Below are 15,546 nucleotides of genomic sequence, written 5' to 3'. Positions count from 1 at the left end.
CAAGCCCGGCGCCGTGCGCCGCGGTATTCGCCTTGGGGACGGCCGCAGGGTTCATGCCTTGTTTTTGTTATAGACGTCGACAAACACGGCGGCCAGCAGCACCACGCCCTTGATGACCTGCTGGTAGTCGATGCCGACGCCCAGGATGGACATGCCGTTGTTCATCACGCCCATCACGAACGCGCCTATCACCGCGCCCATGACTTTGCCGACGCCGCCCGAGGCCGATGCCCCGCCGATAAAGCAGGCGGCAATCACGTCGAGCTCAAAACCCAGGCCGGCCTTGGGCGTGGCGGTATTCAGGCGCGCGGCGAACACCAGCCCCGCCAGCGCCGCCAGCACGCCCATGTTGACGAAGGTGTAGAAAGACAGGCGCTCGGTCTTGATGCCCGAGAGCTTGGCCGCCTTTTCGTTGCCGCCCAGCGCATAGACACGCCGCCCTATGGTGGTGTGCCCGGTGATGAAGTGGAACAGGAAGATCAGCACGGCCATCACGATGAGCACATTGGGCAAGCCCTGGTAGGAAGCCAGCAGGTAGCTGAAATAAATCAGCAGCGCGGCGAACACCGCGGTTTTGACAAAAAAGAACATGGCGGGCTCGGCCTGGATGCCGTGCTTGATCTGGCGGGCCCGCGCGCGCAAGCCGGCGGCCGCCAGCACGGCGGCAAGGATCACGCCCAGCAGCAGTGACGTCATGCGCAGGCCCTCGCTGCTCAGCAGGTCCGGCATGAAGCCGGAGCTGAGCTTCTGGAAGGACTCGGGGAAGGGCCCCACCGACTGGCCCTGCAGCAGCGCCAGCGCAAGTCCCTTGAACACCAGCATGCCCGCCAGCGTGACGATAAAGGAGGGAATCCGGAAGAAGGCGACGAACCATCCCTGCACCGCGCCTATCAGCGCGCCGCAAGTCAGGCACAGCAGCGAGGCCGGCACGAAGTTCCAGTCGTACTGCACCATCAGCACGGCGGCCAATGCGCCTATGAAGCCGCAGACCGAGCCCACCGACAGGTCGATATGCCCCGCCACGATGACCAGCAGCATGCCCAGGGCCATGATGACGATGTAGCTGTTTTGCAGCACCAGGTTGGTCAGGTTGAGGGGCTGCATCAGCGTGCCCTCGGTCATGTACTGGAAGAAGGCCATGATGGCCACCAGCGTGACCAGCATGCCGTATTCGCGGAAGTTGTGCTTCAGGTAGTCCAGCGGTGATTTGTCGCCCGCGGACGCGGCTTTGGCCGGTGGCATGGTGGCGTTGGAGGATTCGTTCTTCATTTCAGCTTGCTTTCACGATCGCGCGCATGATTTTTTCCTGGGAGGCTTCGGCCGTCGGCATCTCGGCGATGAAGCGGCCTTCGTTCATGACGTAGATGCGATCCGTCATACCCAGCAGTTCCGGCATTTCCGAAGAAATGACGATGATGCATTTCCCCTCGGCCGCAAGCTGGGCCATCAGGGTGTAAATCTCGTACTTGGCGCCCACGTCGATGCCGCGCGTGGGCTCGTCGAGGATGAGCACCTCGGGGCTGGTGAACAGCCACTTCCCGAGCACCACCTTTTGCTGGTTCCCGCCCGAGAGGTTGAGGACTTTCTGGCCGACGCCGGAGCAGCGTATGCGCAGTTTTTCCCGGTAGCGCTGCGCCACCTGGTATTCGCTGCCGCTGTCGATCACGGTCGCGGTCGACACGCCCTTGAGATTGGCCAGCGACACATTGAACTGGATGTCTTCGTTCAGCACCAGCCCGTTGCCCTTGCGGTCCTCGGTCACATAAGCCAGGCCGTGGCGAACGGCTTTTTCCACCGTGCCGACGTCGATGGGCTTGCCGTTCAGCAGGACCTGGCCGCTGATACGGCGACCCCACGATCGGCCGAAGATGCTCATGGCAAGCTCCGTGCGCCCCGCGCCCATCAGCCCGGCAATGCCGATGATTTCACCGCGCCGCACCTGCAGGCTCACGTCCTTGATGAATTTCCTGTCCGTGTGCAGCGGGTGGTAAACATTCCAGTCGCGCACCTCAAACACGGTTTCGCCGATTTCCGGCTGGCGCGGCGGGTAGCGGTCTGCCATCTCGCGGCCCACCATGCCGCGGATGACGCGGTCCTCGCTGACGGCCTCTTCGCGGCAGTCCAGCGTTTCCACGGTGCTGCCGTCGCGCAGGATAGTGATGGCGTCCGCCACGCGGGAGATCTCATTGAGCTTGTGCGAAATAAGGATGCAGGTGATGCCATGGCCCTTGAGTTCGAGCAACAGGTCGAGCAGCGCCTGGCTGTCGTTTTCGTTGAGGCTGGCCGTGGGCTCGTCGAGGATGAGCAGCTTGACCTGCCTGGACAGGGCCTTGGCGATTTCCACCAGCTGTTGCTTGCCCACGCCGATGTCCGTGATCAGCGTGGCGGGTGATTCCTTGAGGCCGACTTTTTTCAGCAGGGCCTGCGTCTTGCTGTGCGCGGCCATCCAGTCGATCACGCCGTGCTGCGCGGTCTCGTTGCCCAGGAAGATGTTCTCGGCGATGGACAGCAGCGGAACCAGGGCCAGTTCCTGGTGGATGATGATGACGCCCAGTTGCTCGCTGTCGTGGATGCCGAGGAAGCGGCGCTCCTGCCCTTCGTAGACGATGTCGCCGCTGTAAGAGCCATGCGGGTAGACACCGGAGAGGACCTTCATCAAGGTCGATTTTCCGGCGCCGTTCTCGCCGACGATGGCATGGATCTCACCGGCGCGCACGCGCAGGTTGACCTTGTTCAGCGCGACAACACCGGGGAAGGTCTTGCGGATGTCGCGCATCTCCAGAATCGTTTCCAATGCCTGTCCTTTGATGCAAGGTGATTGCCACCTCTTGGCGTTGACGGCCCCGCGCCTTGCGGCGTGGGGCCGTTTGTTCCGTTTTGTTTTCAGCGAATGCTTACTTGATCTGGGATTCTTTGTAGTAACCGCTGCCAATCAGCACCTGGTTCCAGTTCGACGCATCGACGGCCACGGGTTTGAGCAGATAGGAGGGCACCACTTTCACGCCGTTGTTGTAAGTCTTGGTGTCGTTGATCTCGGGCTGTTTGCCGGACAGCATGGCGTCCACCATGTTGGCCGTGACCTTGGCGAGTTCACGCGTGTCCTTGAAGATGGTCGAGTACTGCTCGCCTTTCAGGATGGACTTGACGGAAGCGATTTCTGCGTCCTGGCCGCTGACCACCGGGCAGGGTTGCTGCGCGGTGCAGTAACCCACGCCCTTCAGGGAGGACAGGATGCCGATGGACAGGCCGTCATACGGCGACAACACCGCGTGGACTTTTTCCTTGCCGTAGTAGGCCGACAGCAGGTTGTCCATGCGCGCCTGCGCCACCGCGCCGTCCCAGCGCAGGGTGCCCACCTTGTTCATGCCCATCTGCTTGCTGCGCACCACCAGCTTGCCGCTGTCGATGTAGGGCTTTAGCACGCTCATGGCGCCGTCGTAGAAGAAGAAAGCGTTATTGTCGTCGGGCGAACCACCGAAAAGCTCAATGTTGAAGGGACCTTTGCCCTGCTTGAGGCCCAGCTTGTCGACGATGGTGGTGGCCTGCAGCACGCCGACCTGGAAGTTGTCGAAGGTGGCGTAGTAGTCCACGTTCTTGGAACCCTTGATCAGGCGGTCGTAGGCAATGACCTTGATGCCTTTGTCGGCCGCGTTTTGCAGGGCCTTGGACAAGGTGGTGCCGTCGATGGAGGCGATCACCAGCACCTTCACGCCCTTGGTGATCATGTTCTCGATCTGGGCCAGCTGGTTCGGGATGTCGTCCTCGGCGTACTGCAGGTCGGTCTTGTAGCCGCGCTCCTTGAGCACCTTGACCATGTTGTCGCCGTCGGCGATCCAGCGGGCAGAGGACTTGGTCGGCATCGAGATGCCGATGCTGCCCTTGTCCTGCGCATGGGCCAGCGGTGCGATACCGACGGCGGCCAGGGCCAGGCTGGCCAGCAAAGTCTTCAGAAAAATACGCTTCATGAATTGTCTCCTTGTGTGTTGTCAGTGATTCTTGAGTATCCGCGCGCCCTTGCAGGCGCCCCATCAGTACTTACGCTTGGGAAATTCCGCGGCTGCCACTTCCATCGGAAAAATCCCTTCTTCAGTAACGATTCGTTTCTGGACCGGCTTGCCGGCCTTGATGTCTTTCACCGCGGCCATCAACTGGGGCCCTAGCAAGGGGCTGCATTCCACGGAGACGTTGAGCTTGCCGGCCATCATGGCCTCGAAGGCGCCCTTCACGGCGTCGATGGAGATGATGGTGATGTCCTTCGCCGGCTTCATGCCGGCCTCTTCGATCGCCTGGATCGCGCCTATCGCCATGTCGTCGTTGTGCGCGTACAGCACATTGATCTTCTTGCCCTCGGCCTTGAGGAAGGCTTCCATCACTTCCTTGCCCTTGGCCCGGGTGAAATCGCCTGTCTGCGAACGGATGATCTTGAACTTCGGGTCGGCCTTGATGATTTCCTCAAAACCTTTTTTGCGGTCTATGGCCGGCGCGGAACCGACGGTGCCCTGCAGCTCGACGATGTTGACCTGCCCGCTGCTTCCCTTCATTTTTTCCACCAGCCAGCGGCCCGCCTTGCGGCCTTCTTCCACAAAGTCGGAGCCCATGAAGGAGACATACAGCGAGGTGTCCTTCACGTTGACGGAGCGGTCGGTCAGCACGACCGGGATCTTCGCCGCCTTGGCTTCACGCAGCACGGTTTCCCAGCCCGACTCGACAACCGGCGAGAAGGCGATCACGTCCACCTTTTGCGCGATGAAGGAGCGGATGGCCTTGATCTGGTTTTCCTGTTTTTGCTGGGCATCCGAAAACTTGAGCTCGATGCCGGCGTCCTTGGCGGCCGATTTGATGGATTCGGTGTTGGCGGTGCGCCACTCGCTTTCCGCGCCCACCTGGCTGAAACCCAGCACGATGGCTTTTTGCGCCCATGCGGAAGCCGGCAGCAAACCGGCAAGGGGGGCGCAGGCGAGCGCTGCGGCGAGGGTACGGCGTTGGATCTTCATGTTGTCTCCTTTGGTTGAAATTAAACTGACAAGTCTCCCGTGATCCGAAGTGGTTCAGGCCAGCACGTAGCCGGTCTTGACCGTCGTGTAAAACTCCGCGGCGTAGCGGCCCTGCTCGCGCGGGCCGTAACTCGAACCCTTGCGCCCGCCGAAAGGCACGTGAAAGTCAACGCCCGCGGTCGGCAGGTTGACCATGGTCATGCCGACCTCGGCGTTGCGCTTGAAATGCGTGGCGTGCTTCAGGGATGTGGTGCAGATGCCCGCGCACAGGCCGAAGGGCGTGTCGTTGGCCAGGGCCAGCGCGTGTTCAAAATCATCGGCCTGCAGCACACAGGCGACCGGCCCGAAGATTTCTTCGCGCGCGATGCGGTGCTCCGGCTTGGCCAGGAAAAGCGCCGGGCTCATGTAGTGCCCCGGGGTGGCACGTTCGAGCAACTCGCCGCCCCAGACATGCTCGGCGCCCTCGTTGCGTCCTATCTCCAGGTAGGACTGGTTGTTGTCCAGCTGGCCCTGGTCGACCACGGGACCTATTTCGATGCCTTGCTCCAGCGCGTGGCCCACCTTGAGCGAGGCGACGCGGTGGCGCAGCCGGGCGACGAAGGCGTCGTGCACGGACGCCTCCACAATCAGGCGGCTCGAGGCGGTGCAGCGCTGGCCGGTCGAAAAATACGAGCCTTGCACCGCGCATTCGACGGCCTGGTCAAGATCGGCATCGGCCAGCACCACCAGCGGGTTTTTGCCGCCCATTTCAAGCTGCACCTTGGCGCGGCGCGCGGCCGCGGACTGCAGGATGCGCTCGCCGGTCGCCACCGAGCCCGTGAAACTCAGCGCATTGACCAGGGGATGGTCGACCAGCGCCTGCCCGACTTCCCGGCCGCTGCCCATGACCAGGTTGAACACGCCCGCGGGCAGCCCGCAGCGGCTGATGATTTCGGCCAGCGCCCAGGCGCAGGTGGCGACCAGCTCGGCCGGCTTGAAGACCACCGTGTTGCCGTAAGCCAGTGCCGGCGCGATCTTCCAGGCCGGGATCGCCAGCGGAAAATTCCACGGCGCGATGATGCCCACCACGCCGACGGGTTCACGCGTCACGTCCACCTGGATGCCGGGCCGCACCGATGCCAGGGTCTCCCCCTGGACGCGCAGCGCCTCGCCCGCGAAAAACTTGAAGATCTGGCCCGCCCGCGCCGCTTCGCCCACGCCTTCGGGCAAGGTTTTCCCTTCTTCCCGCGCCAGCAGCATGCCCAGCTCATCCTTGCGCGCCAGGATCTCGCTGCCTATCTGGTCGAGCACATCGGCGCGGCGCTGCGGGGTGCTGTGGCTCCAGTGCGGCAAAGCCTCGGAGGCCGCGCGGATCGCCACTTCGGTCTGGTTGCGGTCGGCACGCGCATACTCGCTCACCACTTCGCGGGTGTCCGAGGGGTTGCTGCTGATGCCCGTGGTGGTGCCGGTTTCCCAGCGCCCATTGATGTAATGCCGGGCGGTGTGCTGCAGTTCGCCGAATCTCATGAGAAGAGATGTTTTTTCATAACGACGCAGTCTAGAATCGATTTTGATATCAATCTAATCGTTTTTTTGACAAAATTGATATCGTTCTACGCATTCTGGAAAACCCGATGACCACCTACAACCACTGGTTCATACGCGCAAGGCTCAAAACCCGGCAATTGCTGTTGCTGGTCGCGCTGGCCGAAGAAGGCAATATCCACCGCGCGGCGCAGGTGCTCAGCATGACCCAGCCGGCGGCCTCCAAGCTGCTCAAGGACCTGGAAGACGTACTGGAGGTGCCGCTGTTCGAGCGCCTGCCCCGCGGCATGCGGCCGACCTGGTATGGCGAAACCATGATCCGGCATGCGCGCATGGCGCTGGCCAGCCTGAACCAGGCGCATGACGAACTCACCGCGCTCAAGACCGGGCACTTCGGCCACGTCGCCGTCGGCGCGATCACCTCGCCGGGCCTGGCCTTGCTGCCCTCCGCGGTGGCCGTGGTCAAGCAGGAGCACCCCAGCCTGCGCATCTCGCTGGACATCGAAACCAGCCCGGTGCTGCTGGAGCGGCTGGAGCAGGGCAAGCTCGACATCCTGGTGGCGCGCCTTTTTGCCGAGCACGACAAAACCCATTTGCGTTATGAGCCCCTGGTCGAGGAGCCGGTGTGCGCCATGGCCAGACCGGGCCATCCCTTGCTGGGGGTGTCGGGCCTGACCCTGCGCGACGTGGTGGCGGCCGCCTGGATCGTGCCGCCCGCGGGCAGCGTGCTGAGGCACCGCTTCGAGCTGATGTTCCAGGAGGACGGGCTCGCGCCGCCGATCAACGTGGTCGAGTCTTCGGCGCTGCTTTTCATCACGCGCATGCTGCAGCAAAGCGATATGGTGGCCGTGGTCGCGGCCGACGTGGCGCGGTATTACGCGGCGCACGGCCTCGTCGCGATGCTGCCGCTGGACATGCCCTGCCATATGGACGCCTTCGGCATCATCACCCGGACCGACCGCCTGCCTTCACCCGCCGCCAAGGTCATGATGAAGGCGCTGAAGGCGGCGAGCCTCACGCTCTATGGGCGTAGGCTGGAAGTGGACCTGGCCTGAAGCTCAAACCCAGCCGGCATCCACCTTGAACTCCTGCGCGGTGCACATGGCGGCGTCGTCGGAGGCCAGGAACAGCACCATGCGCGCGATGTCGTGGGGCAGCAGCTTGTCGGGCAGGCACTGGTTGCGCTCGAGTTCCTTTTCGCCTTCGGCATCCAGCCAGAGCTTGATCTGCCGCTCGGTCATGACCCAGCCCGGCGACACGGTGTTGACGCGGATGCGGTCGCGGCCCAGTGTTTTCGCCAGGCCGCGCGTCAGGCCGTTCACCGAAGACTTGGCGATGGCATAGCAGGGATAGCCGGCGCCCTTGCCCTGCCAGCCGGTGGAGCCCAGGTTGATGATGGAGCCGGCGCCCAGCCGCTGCATGCCAGGCACCACTGACTGGATCGCAAAAAAGGCGGGCCGCTCGTTGATCGCGATGCGCTCGTCGTAGTAGGCGGGCGTCACGGATTCCAGGCTGTGGCGGTCATCGCTGGCCACGTTGTTGACCAGCACCGAAAAATCGCCCAGCGCCTGCGCCGCCTCGGCAATCGCCGCTTGCAGCGCGGCCACATCCCGCACATCGCAAACGCGCCACCAGGGGCGGGCATGTCCCGCATCCGCCAATTGCTGGGCCAGCGCCTCGCTGGCTTCCTTCGCGACATCAATGAATGCGACACGCGCACCCTGCTGGGCAAACGCCGTCACGATGGCGGCGCCTATGCCGCTGCCGCCGCCGGTGACAAACACCGACCGGTTTTTCAGGCTGGGAAAGACGGAGAGGGTGTCGCTCGCGGGAGCGGAACGCATGGAGGCAGGGCTCGAAATATTTGACATTGCAATTTATATATAGATTGATTTAAAAACAATAGGTTTTCAACATCACTATGCATTGATATCATGCATCGCGTCAAGAGCCAAGGCGCCATGCACAGGCCCGCAACAGGGAGACATCAGTGACATCGATTCAGGATACCCTCGCGGACATGCACAGGCCGCAGCCGGCCACACCGGCGCCCGGCACAGCGCATTGCGTGGACCCGGCGGGGGCCCTGCTGGGTGAAGGCACTTTGTGGTCGCCGCGTGAGCAGGCCCTGTACTGGGTGGACATTCTGGGGCGCCGCCTGCACCGCTTTGACCCGGCCTCCGGCGAGCGCAAGAACTGGTCTTTTGGCGAGGAAATTTCCGCGCTGGCCGAACGGGCCCACGCGCCCGGCCTGATCGTCACCCTGCGGCGCGGCTTTGCGCTGTTTGACCCGGCTACGGGCGGCGAGCCGCACTACCTGCACCAGCCGGAGCTGGCCTTGCCGGGCAATCGCTTTAATGACGGCAAGTGTGATGCGCAGGGCAGCTTCTGGGCGGGCACCATGGACTTTGATTGCGTGGCCCCCACCGGCGGGCTGTACCGCTACGACCCCGACGGCCGCTGCACCTGCCATGACCAGGGTTTTGCGGTGACCAACGGCCCGACCTGGTCGGCCGACGGGCGCTGCCTGTATTTCAACGACACGGTCAAGGGCCGCATCCATGCCTACGACTTCGACAGCGCGGCAGGGACCTTGTCGAACAAACGGCTTTGGCTTGCCTTTGCAGCCGGCGACGGTGTGCCCGACGGCATGACCACCGACGCGGCAGGCCGCCTGTGGATCGCCCACTGGGGAGGGGCTTGCGTCAGCTGCCACGACCCGGTTACCGCCCAGGAGCTATGCCGTGTGCCGCTGCCCACCAGCCATGTGACCAACTGCGCCTTCGGCGGGCCGGACCTGCGCACACTGTTTATCAGCACGGCCCGCACCGGGCTCACGCCGGAGCAACTCGCCGCGCAGCCGCTGGCCGGCGGCCTGTTCGCGGTGGCCATGGACAGCCCGGGCGTGCCGGCCGGCCTGTTCGGCGGCTGATGCCGCGAACAAAGCAGATCTACCCGCCTTCATCCGCCTCCATCCGCCTTCACCGTGAAAGACTTTCGATGACCGATCCCGCACACCCTGTTGCCTGGCTGCGCCACGCCGGCCAGCGCTTGGGGCTGCTGCCCTCGCTGGGCGGCAGCGTGGCCGCCTGGCAGCTCGAGCGTCCGCAAGGGCCGCTGGATCTCTGGCGGCCTTGGGACGGCAAAACCGCAGACCTCTACCAGACCGCTTCGTTTGCCATGGTGCCGTGGTCCAACCGCATCAGCGGCGGCGGCTTCAAGCACGCGGGGCAGTTTCACGCGATGCGGCCCAATCGCAAGGGCGAGCCCTATCCCATCCATGGCGACGGCTGGCTGCAGCCCTGGGAGCTTTCGCAGCCCGCCGCCGACACGCTGGTGATGACGCTGGTGTCGCACGGCTTCGACGGCAACCCGTATGACTATGAAGCCGTGCAGACCTTCCGGCTGGTTGAGGGCGGGCTGGACCAGCGGGTGCAGGTGCGCCACCTGGGCGTTGCGCCGCTGCCCTATGGCCTGGGCGTGCATCCCTGGTTCCCGCGCACGCCGCAGACGCGGATCACCGCGCCTGTGCAAGGCCTTTGGCTTTGCGGTGACGACCCGCTGCCGGTGGCGCACACCACCGATTTTCCGGCGGGCTGGGACCTGAGCGGGGGCGCGCCGGCCAACGGCCCGCTCATCGACAACGGCTACACCGGCTGGGGCGGCAAGGCCAGCATCGCCTGGCCCGAACTGGGCCTGCAGGTCACGGCCGGCATGCCAGACTTTGAGCGCGACGGCGGCGCCGCGCGGCACTTCTGCCTGGTCTACCGGCCGCCGCAGGGGAGCGCCTTTTGTTTTGAGCCCATCACGCAGCCTATCGATGCCTTCCACCTGCCGGGCCAGCCCGGCCTGCGTGTGCTGGGGCCGGGGGAACAGTTTTCGCTCAAGATCCAGTGGCGCATCGAGCCCCTGGCCGCGCAGGGCTGAGCCGATGCAGCCCTAAGCCCCCTTAACCCGCTTAAAGCTGGCCCGTCAGGCGGCGGGCGGCCTCAAGCACCGGCTTGACATGGGCTTCGCTGTAACGGTTGGCCGGCATGGTCAGCGTCACCGCGCCCGCCAGTACGCCGTCGGCCCTGAACACCGGCGCTGAAATCCCGGCCACCTCGGCCAGCCGGTCGCCAACCGCCGTGTAGTAACCCTGTTCGCGAATCCTGGCGTAAAGCGGGTGGTCTTTTCGTCCGGCGGCTTTTGCCCTGTCGGTGTCGAAGGCGATCAGGATGCGGGCGCCCGTGCCGCGGTCGGCGGGCAGCAAGTCGCCGGCCCGGATGTGGTCGCGGATCGGCTGCGGCGAGTCCACCCGGTAAAGGCACAGGCGGGCCTCGCCCTGGCGCACATGGTAGGCCGCGCTCTCGCCGGTGGCCGCGACCAGCTCGCGCAGCACCGGCAGCACCACGCGGTCCAGCGAAAACGAGGCGGCATACACCGCGTTGAGGCGCGCCACCTCGTTGCCCAGCCCGTAGTTGCCGTCGTCCAGGCGCTGCACCAGGCGCGCGTGCTCCAGCGAGGCCAGCAGGCGCAGCGTCGTGCTTTTGTACAGCTGCGTGCGGCTCGCGAGTTCCGCCAGGCTCAGCGAGGTGTCGCCCGCCCGGAAGGCCGACAGCAGGGTCAGGGCGCGGTCCACCGCCGCGGCGCCGCCAGGCGCAGCGTGGCTGTCGGCAAGGGATTCGATCTGGGCTTTGCGGGGCATACGCGGCTTTCAAGGCTTGGCGCGGCGCGCGGCTTGACAAGCCGGCGTTTAGCGTGGAATATTTCATTAGAGAGAACTATATTCCATCCTACAGAACTATGACCACGAATGCAAGCGCCTCCCGGGCATCCCGGCCGCCCCCCGAGGTGCTGATCAGCGAAGTCGGCCCGCGCGACGGCCTGCAGTCGGTCAAGGCCGTGATGCCGACGGCGCACAAGCTGCGCTGGATCAGCGCCCTCTACGAAGCCGGCCTGCGCGAGATCGAGGTCGCATCGTTTGTGCCGGCCAGGCTGCTGCCGCAGATGGCCGACGCGGCCGAGGTGGTGCGGCATGCCCTGACTTTGCCCGGCCTGACCGTCATGGCGCTGGTGCCCAACCTGCGCGGCGCGCACGCGGCCCTGGCGGCCGGCGTGCACAAGCTTACCCTGCCGGTGTCGGCCAGCGCCGCGCATTCGCTGGCGAATGTGCGCAAGAGCCGCGAGGAGATGGTCGAAGAGGTGCGCGCCATCGCGGCGCTGCGGCGCGACACCGCGCCGCACGTCAAAGTCGAGGCCGGTATTTCCACCGCCTTCGGCTGCACGCTGCAGGGCGAGGTCGCCGAGGACGAGGTGATACGCCTGGCCGCGCAGTGCATTGCCGCGGGCGCCGACGAATCGGGCCTGTCGGACACCACGGGTTACGCCAACCCGGCGCAGGTCAGGCGCCTGTTCCGCCGGCTGCGCGCGGAAATCGGCGAACACGCCGGCGCGGCCCATATGCACAACACGCGCGGCCTGGGCCTGGCCAACTGCCTGGCCGCCTACGAGGAAGGCGTGCGCACCTTTGACTCGTCCCTGGGCGGCCTGGGCGGTTGCCCTTATGCGCCGGGTGCCTCGGGCAATGTGGTCACCGAGGACCTGGTCTTCATGTTCGAGGCCATGGGTGTTGCCACCGGCGTGGACCTCGCCAGGCTGATGGCCGCCCGGGAACCGCTGCGGGCCGGGCTGCCGGGCGAGGCGATTTACGGCATGACACCCGAGGCGGGTTTGCCCAAGGGCTTTGTGCAAGGAGCCGTCCATGTCTGATACCAGCGCGCCACCGAACGGGCCCGCCAGGGAACTGCCCTACGCGGGCCTGCGCGTCGTCGAATTCACCCACATGGTCATGGGGCCGACCTGCGGCATGCTGCTGGCCGACCTGGGGGCCGAGGTCATCAAGGTCGAGCCGATTGCCGGGGACAACACGCGCAAGCTGATCGGCTCGGGCGCGGGCTTTTTCCCCATGTTCAACCGCAACAAAAAAAGCCTTGCCGTGGACCTGCAGACGCCCGAAGGTCGCGAACTGGTGCTCAAGCTGGTCGCGACGGCCGACGTGGTCAGCGAAAACTTCAAGCCCGGCACCATGAAGAAGCTGGGCCTGGACTATGCCTCGCTCAGCAAGCTCAACGAGCGGCTGATCTACGTGAGCCACAAGGGTTTCCTGCCCGGCCCCTACGACCACCGCACGGCGCTCGATGAAGTGGTGCAGATGATGGGCGGCCTGGCCTATATGACGGGCCGCGCCGGCGATCCGCTGCGCGCCGGCAGCAGCGTCAACGACATCATGGGCGGCATGTTCGGCGCGATAGGCGCGATGGCGGCGCTGGCCGCGCGCGAAAAAAGCGGCAAAGGCCAGGAAGTGCAGGCCGCGCTGTTCGAGAACAACGTGTTCCTGGTGGCCCAGCACATGATGCAGTTCGCCGTCACCGGCCAGCCCGCCGCGCCCATGCCCAGCCGGATCTCGGCCTGGGCGGTGTACGACGTGTTCACGGTCAAGGACGGCGAGCAGATTTTCCTCGCCGTGGTCAGCGACACGCAGTGGGCGGTTTTCTGCGAGGCCTTCGGCCTGCAGGAGCTGCGGGCCGACCCGCGGCTGCAAAGCAACAACGACCGCGTGCGCGCGCGCGACTGGCTGATGCCGCTGCTGCGCTCGCAGCTGGCCGGGCACAGCGCCGCCGAGCTGGGCGCGGTGTTCGAAAAACACGCGCTGCCGTTTGCGCCCATCACCCGGCCTCAAGACCTGTTCGAGGACCCGCACCTCAAGGCCACCGGCGGCCTGGCGCCCATCACGCTGGCCGACGGCGAGCGCGCGGGGCAAACCACCTCCACCGTGCTGCTGCCGCTCACGCTGGGCGGGGAACGGCCGGGCGTGCGCATGAACCCGCCGCGGCTGGGCGAGCACACGCGGGAGCTGCTGCAGGAGCTCGGTTACTCAGGCGAGGCCATCGCGGCCTTGCAGGCCGGCGGCATCACGCGCTGAGCATTCCAGAACAAAACCACAGAACACACACGGAGACAGACATGAACAACAAGCTGAAAGCGGTTTTGCTGGCGGCGGGCCTGGGCCTGGCCCAGCTCACGGCAGGGGCGCAAACCGCCTGGCCCGCCAAGCCGATACGCATCATCGTGCCCTTCCCGGCGGGCGGGCCGACCGACATCACGGCGCGCGTCCTGGGGCAGGCTATCGGCGAGTCGCTCAAGACGCCGGTGATTGTGGAAAACAAGGCGGGCGGCCACGGTTTCATTGGCGTGGGCGAGGCGGCCAAAGCGCCGGCGGACGGCTACACCCTGATGATGGCCAGCATAGGCACCATGGCCATCAACCCCAGGCTGCACGAGAAGATCCCCTACGACGCCAACAAGGATTTCGCGCCGGTATCCCTGGTGGTGACCGTGCCTATCGTGGTGGTGGCCAATCCGCGGGTGCTGCCGGTGGCGACCTTGCCGGAACTCGTGGAGCGGCTTAAGGCCAACCCCGGCAAGATCAATTTTGCGTCGGCCGGCAACGGCGGCTCCTCACACCTGGTGCCCGAGTACTTCAAGTACCGCACGGGCACTTTCATGACGCACATTCCCTACAAGGGCTCGGGTCCCGCCATCGGCGACGTGGTGGCCGGCCAGGTGCAGCTGATGTTTGACACTTTGCTGACCAGCACGCCCTTTGTGAAAAGCGGCAAGCTCAGGATGCTGGGCGTCACCACCGCGCAGCGCCTGCCGCAGTACCCCGATGTGCCCACGGTCGCGGAGGCGCTGAACATGAAGGACTTCGAGGCCTCGTCCTGGTATGCGCTCTATGCACCCGCCGGCACGCCGCCCGACATCGTCAAGCGCCTGTCCGCCGAGGTGGATGCGGCGCTCAAACAGCCGGCAGTGGCCAAACGCCTGACGGACCTGGGCGCCATACCCGCCGGAGGCACGCCGGAGAAACTGGCCGCGTTCCAGCGCCTGGAGCAGGACAAATGGGGCAAGGTGATCCAGCTTGCGCACGTCAAGCCGGACTGAGCCGGCCTCTTGAGCGGCCCGCCGGCCGGGCGGGCACCGCCGCACGACATCCACATCAACGGAGACACGCATGCACAAAAACCTGAAAACCATTTTTATCGCCGCGGGCCTGGGCCTGGCCCAGCTCACGGCGGGGGCGCAAACCGCCTGGCCCGAAAAGCCGGTGCGCATCATCGTGCCCTACGCGCCCGGCGGCACCACCGACTACGCGGCGCGGCAGATCGCGCAAAAACTCACCGAGCAGACCAAACAGTCCTTTTATGTCGAGAACAAGGCCGGCGCCAGCGGCACCATAGGCACGGACCTGGTGGCCAAGGCCGCGCCCGACGGCTACACCTTGCTGACCAACGACACCACCTATGCGATGCTGCCTTCGCTGTTCAACAAGCTGCCCTGGGACCATGCCAACGGCCTGGTGCCGGTGACCACCATCGCGCTGACGCCGGTGGTGCTGGTGGTGGGCGTCAACTCGCCCTACAAGACGCTGGCCGAGCTGCTGGCCTTCGCCCAGAAGAACCCGGGCAAACTCAATTTCGGCTCGGGCGGCCCCGGCAGTTCCACCCACCTGTCGGCCGAGCTGCTGAAGAAGGAAGGCAAGTTCTTCATGACGCACATCCCCTACAAAGGCGCCGGCGAGGCCATGCTGGCCGTAGTGTCTGGGCAGGTCGACGTGCTGGTCACCGCCAGCCCCACGGCGATCCCGCAGGTCAAGGGCGGCAAGCTGCGCGCGCTGGCCGTCACCGGCGACAAGCGCCTGTCCAGCCTGCCCGATGTGCCCACCTTCCGGGAAGCGGGCCTGCGCGGCTACACGGTCACCAACTGGTTCGGCCTGGTGGCACCCAGGGGCACGCCGCCCGAGCTGGTCGGCAAGCTGCAGGCGGAAGTCAAGAAAGCGCTGGCCGACCCGGCCCTGCGCGAACGCCTGGCGCAGCAGGGCGCGCAGCCCGGCGGCATGGCGCCGGCCGACTTTGCCGGTTTCATCAAGCAGGAAACCCTGATCTGGGGCACGGTGGCCAAACTCGCCGGCGTGAAGCCCGAATAA

14 protein-coding genes are annotated in these 15,546 nt (G+C 65.3%); 7 read left to right on the top strand and 7 right to left on the bottom strand.

Annotated elements, in window-relative coordinates; genetic code table 11:
* Positions 1 to 51: 51 nt before the first annotated feature.
* From mmsB to ACEN9P_RS12925, 5 genes are all read right to left on the bottom strand, one after another.
* Entirely contained in the window at positions 52 to 1,269 is a 1,218-nt protein-coding gene (gene mmsB / locus ACEN9P_RS12945; protein ID WP_495619473.1) for a multiple monosaccharide ABC transporter permease, read from the bottom strand.
* Between the two features lies 1 nt (position 1,270).
* On the bottom strand, positions 1,271 to 2,776 hold the full coding sequence (gene mmsA / locus ACEN9P_RS12940) for a multiple monosaccharide ABC transporter ATP-binding protein (RefSeq protein ID WP_495622176.1): 1,506 nt from the start codon (positions 2,774 to 2,776) through the stop codon (positions 1,271 to 1,273).
* A gap of 118 nt (positions 2,777 to 2,894) precedes the next feature.
* Positions 2,895 to 3,965, bottom strand: coding sequence for a multiple monosaccharide ABC transporter substrate-binding protein (gene chvE, locus ACEN9P_RS12935; protein WP_477662875.1), 1,071 nt, complete (start codon positions 3,963 to 3,965; stop codon positions 2,895 to 2,897).
* Positions 3,966 to 4,028: 63 nt separating this feature from the next.
* Entirely contained in the window at positions 4,029 to 4,994 is a 966-nt protein-coding gene (locus ACEN9P_RS12930; RefSeq protein WP_074580101.1) for an ABC transporter substrate-binding protein, read from the bottom strand.
* 54 nt (positions 4,995 to 5,048) lie between these two features.
* A complete protein-coding gene (locus tag ACEN9P_RS12925) occupies positions 5,049 to 6,500 on the bottom strand; it encodes an aldehyde dehydrogenase family protein (RefSeq protein WP_477662876.1) in 1,452 nt (483 codons plus the stop codon).
* A gap of 107 nt (positions 6,501 to 6,607) precedes the next feature.
* Between ACEN9P_RS12925 and ACEN9P_RS12920 the strand changes: the two genes are divergently transcribed.
* Positions 6,608 to 7,573 carry a LysR substrate-binding domain-containing protein gene (locus ACEN9P_RS12920; protein WP_477662877.1) on the top strand — a complete coding sequence of 322 codons (966 nt, stop codon included), beginning with the start codon at positions 6,608 to 6,610 and terminating at the stop codon, positions 7,571 to 7,573.
* Between the two features lie 3 nt (positions 7,574 to 7,576).
* Here ACEN9P_RS12920 and ACEN9P_RS12915 read toward each other — a convergent pair whose 3' ends face one another.
* Entirely contained in the window at positions 7,577 to 8,362 is a 786-nt protein-coding gene (locus tag ACEN9P_RS12915) for an SDR family NAD(P)-dependent oxidoreductase (protein WP_495619472.1), read from the bottom strand.
* 176 nt (positions 8,363 to 8,538) lie between these two features.
* Here ACEN9P_RS12915 and ACEN9P_RS12910 point away from each other — a divergent pair, with 176 nt between their 5' ends.
* Together ACEN9P_RS12910 and ACEN9P_RS12905 are read left to right on the top strand one after the other, a co-directional pair.
* Positions 8,539 to 9,450 (top strand): SMP-30/gluconolactonase/LRE family protein, encoded by a 912-nt coding sequence (locus ACEN9P_RS12910; RefSeq protein ID WP_495622175.1) that lies wholly within the window; start codon positions 8,539 to 8,541, stop codon positions 9,448 to 9,450.
* A 68-nt stretch (positions 9,451 to 9,518) separates the two neighbouring features.
* On the top strand, positions 9,519 to 10,445 hold the full coding sequence (locus tag ACEN9P_RS12905) for an aldose 1-epimerase (protein ID WP_495619471.1): 927 nt from the start codon (positions 9,519 to 9,521) through the stop codon (positions 10,443 to 10,445).
* A gap of 31 nt (positions 10,446 to 10,476) precedes the next feature.
* Here ACEN9P_RS12905 and ACEN9P_RS12900 read toward each other — a convergent pair whose 3' ends face one another.
* Positions 10,477 to 11,205 carry an IclR family transcriptional regulator gene (locus tag ACEN9P_RS12900; RefSeq protein ID WP_477662880.1) on the bottom strand — a complete coding sequence of 243 codons (729 nt, stop codon included), beginning with the start codon at positions 11,203 to 11,205 and terminating at the stop codon, positions 10,477 to 10,479.
* A gap of 98 nt (positions 11,206 to 11,303) precedes the next feature.
* On the opposite strand from ACEN9P_RS12900, the gene ACEN9P_RS12895 reads away from it, so the two are divergent.
* The 4 genes from ACEN9P_RS12895 (at position 11,304) to ACEN9P_RS12880 (ending at position 15,546) form a co-directional block, all read left to right on the top strand.
* The gene (locus ACEN9P_RS12895) at positions 11,304 to 12,269 is read left to right on the top strand and encodes a hydroxymethylglutaryl-CoA lyase (RefSeq protein WP_495619470.1); all 966 of its coding nucleotides are present in this window, start codon (positions 11,304 to 11,306) and stop codon (positions 12,267 to 12,269) included.
* Positions 12,262 to 13,482 (top strand): CaiB/BaiF CoA transferase family protein, encoded by a 1,221-nt coding sequence (locus ACEN9P_RS12890; RefSeq protein WP_495619469.1) that lies wholly within the window; start codon positions 12,262 to 12,264, stop codon positions 13,480 to 13,482. Before ACEN9P_RS12895 ends, ACEN9P_RS12890 begins: the two co-directional genes overlap by 8 nt.
* 41 nt (positions 13,483 to 13,523) lie before the next feature.
* Complete coding sequence (locus tag ACEN9P_RS12885) at positions 13,524 to 14,504, top strand: Bug family tripartite tricarboxylate transporter substrate binding protein (protein WP_495619468.1); 981 nt, start codon at positions 13,524 to 13,526, stop codon at positions 14,502 to 14,504.
* Positions 14,505 to 14,574: 70 nt separating this feature from the next.
* Positions 14,575 to 15,546: a Bug family tripartite tricarboxylate transporter substrate binding protein gene (locus ACEN9P_RS12880; protein WP_495619467.1), complete on the top strand. Its 972-nt coding sequence runs from the start codon at positions 14,575 to 14,577 to the stop codon at positions 15,544 to 15,546.

This window comes from Polaromonas sp. Polasp52, assembly GCF_059491565.1.
The sequence above is the reverse complement of the archived record's forward strand: the minus strand, read 5'-3'. Positions and strand labels throughout refer to the sequence as shown.

Excerpts from the sequence above, each read along its gene's own strand:
- mmsB (WP_495619473.1), bottom strand. The coding sequence starts at position 1,269 with ATGAAGAACGAATCCTCCAACGCCACCATGCCACCGGCCAAAGCCGCG.
- mmsA (WP_495622176.1), bottom strand. The coding sequence starts at position 2,776 with ATGCGCGACATCCGCAAGACCTTCCCCGGTGTTGTCGCGCTGAACAAG.
- chvE (WP_477662875.1), bottom strand. The coding sequence starts at position 3,965 with ATGAAGCGTATTTTTCTGAAGACTTTGCTGGCCAGCCTGGCCCTGGCC.
- ACEN9P_RS12930 (WP_074580101.1), bottom strand. The coding sequence starts at position 4,994 with ATGAAGATCCAACGCCGTACCCTCGCCGCAGCGCTCGCCTGCGCCCCC.
- ACEN9P_RS12925 (WP_477662876.1), bottom strand. The coding sequence starts at position 6,500 with ATGAGATTCGGCGAACTGCAGCACACCGCCCGGCATTACATCAATGGG.
- ACEN9P_RS12920 (WP_477662877.1), top strand. The coding sequence starts at position 6,608 with ATGACCACCTACAACCACTGGTTCATACGCGCAAGGCTCAAAACCCGG.
- ACEN9P_RS12915 (WP_495619472.1), bottom strand. The coding sequence starts at position 8,362 with ATGCGTTCCGCTCCCGCGAGCGACACCCTCTCCGTCTTTCCCAGCCTG.
- ACEN9P_RS12910 (WP_495622175.1), top strand. The coding sequence starts at position 8,539 with ATGCACAGGCCGCAGCCGGCCACACCGGCGCCCGGCACAGCGCATTGC.
- ACEN9P_RS12905 (WP_495619471.1), top strand. The coding sequence starts at position 9,519 with ATGACCGATCCCGCACACCCTGTTGCCTGGCTGCGCCACGCCGGCCAG.
- ACEN9P_RS12900 (WP_477662880.1), bottom strand. The coding sequence starts at position 11,205 with ATGCCCCGCAAAGCCCAGATCGAATCCCTTGCCGACAGCCACGCTGCG.
- ACEN9P_RS12895 (WP_495619470.1), top strand. The coding sequence starts at position 11,304 with ATGACCACGAATGCAAGCGCCTCCCGGGCATCCCGGCCGCCCCCCGAG.
- ACEN9P_RS12890 (WP_495619469.1), top strand. The coding sequence starts at position 12,262 with ATGTCTGATACCAGCGCGCCACCGAACGGGCCCGCCAGGGAACTGCCC.
- ACEN9P_RS12885 (WP_495619468.1), top strand. The coding sequence starts at position 13,524 with ATGAACAACAAGCTGAAAGCGGTTTTGCTGGCGGCGGGCCTGGGCCTG.
- ACEN9P_RS12880 (WP_495619467.1), top strand. The coding sequence starts at position 14,575 with ATGCACAAAAACCTGAAAACCATTTTTATCGCCGCGGGCCTGGGCCTG.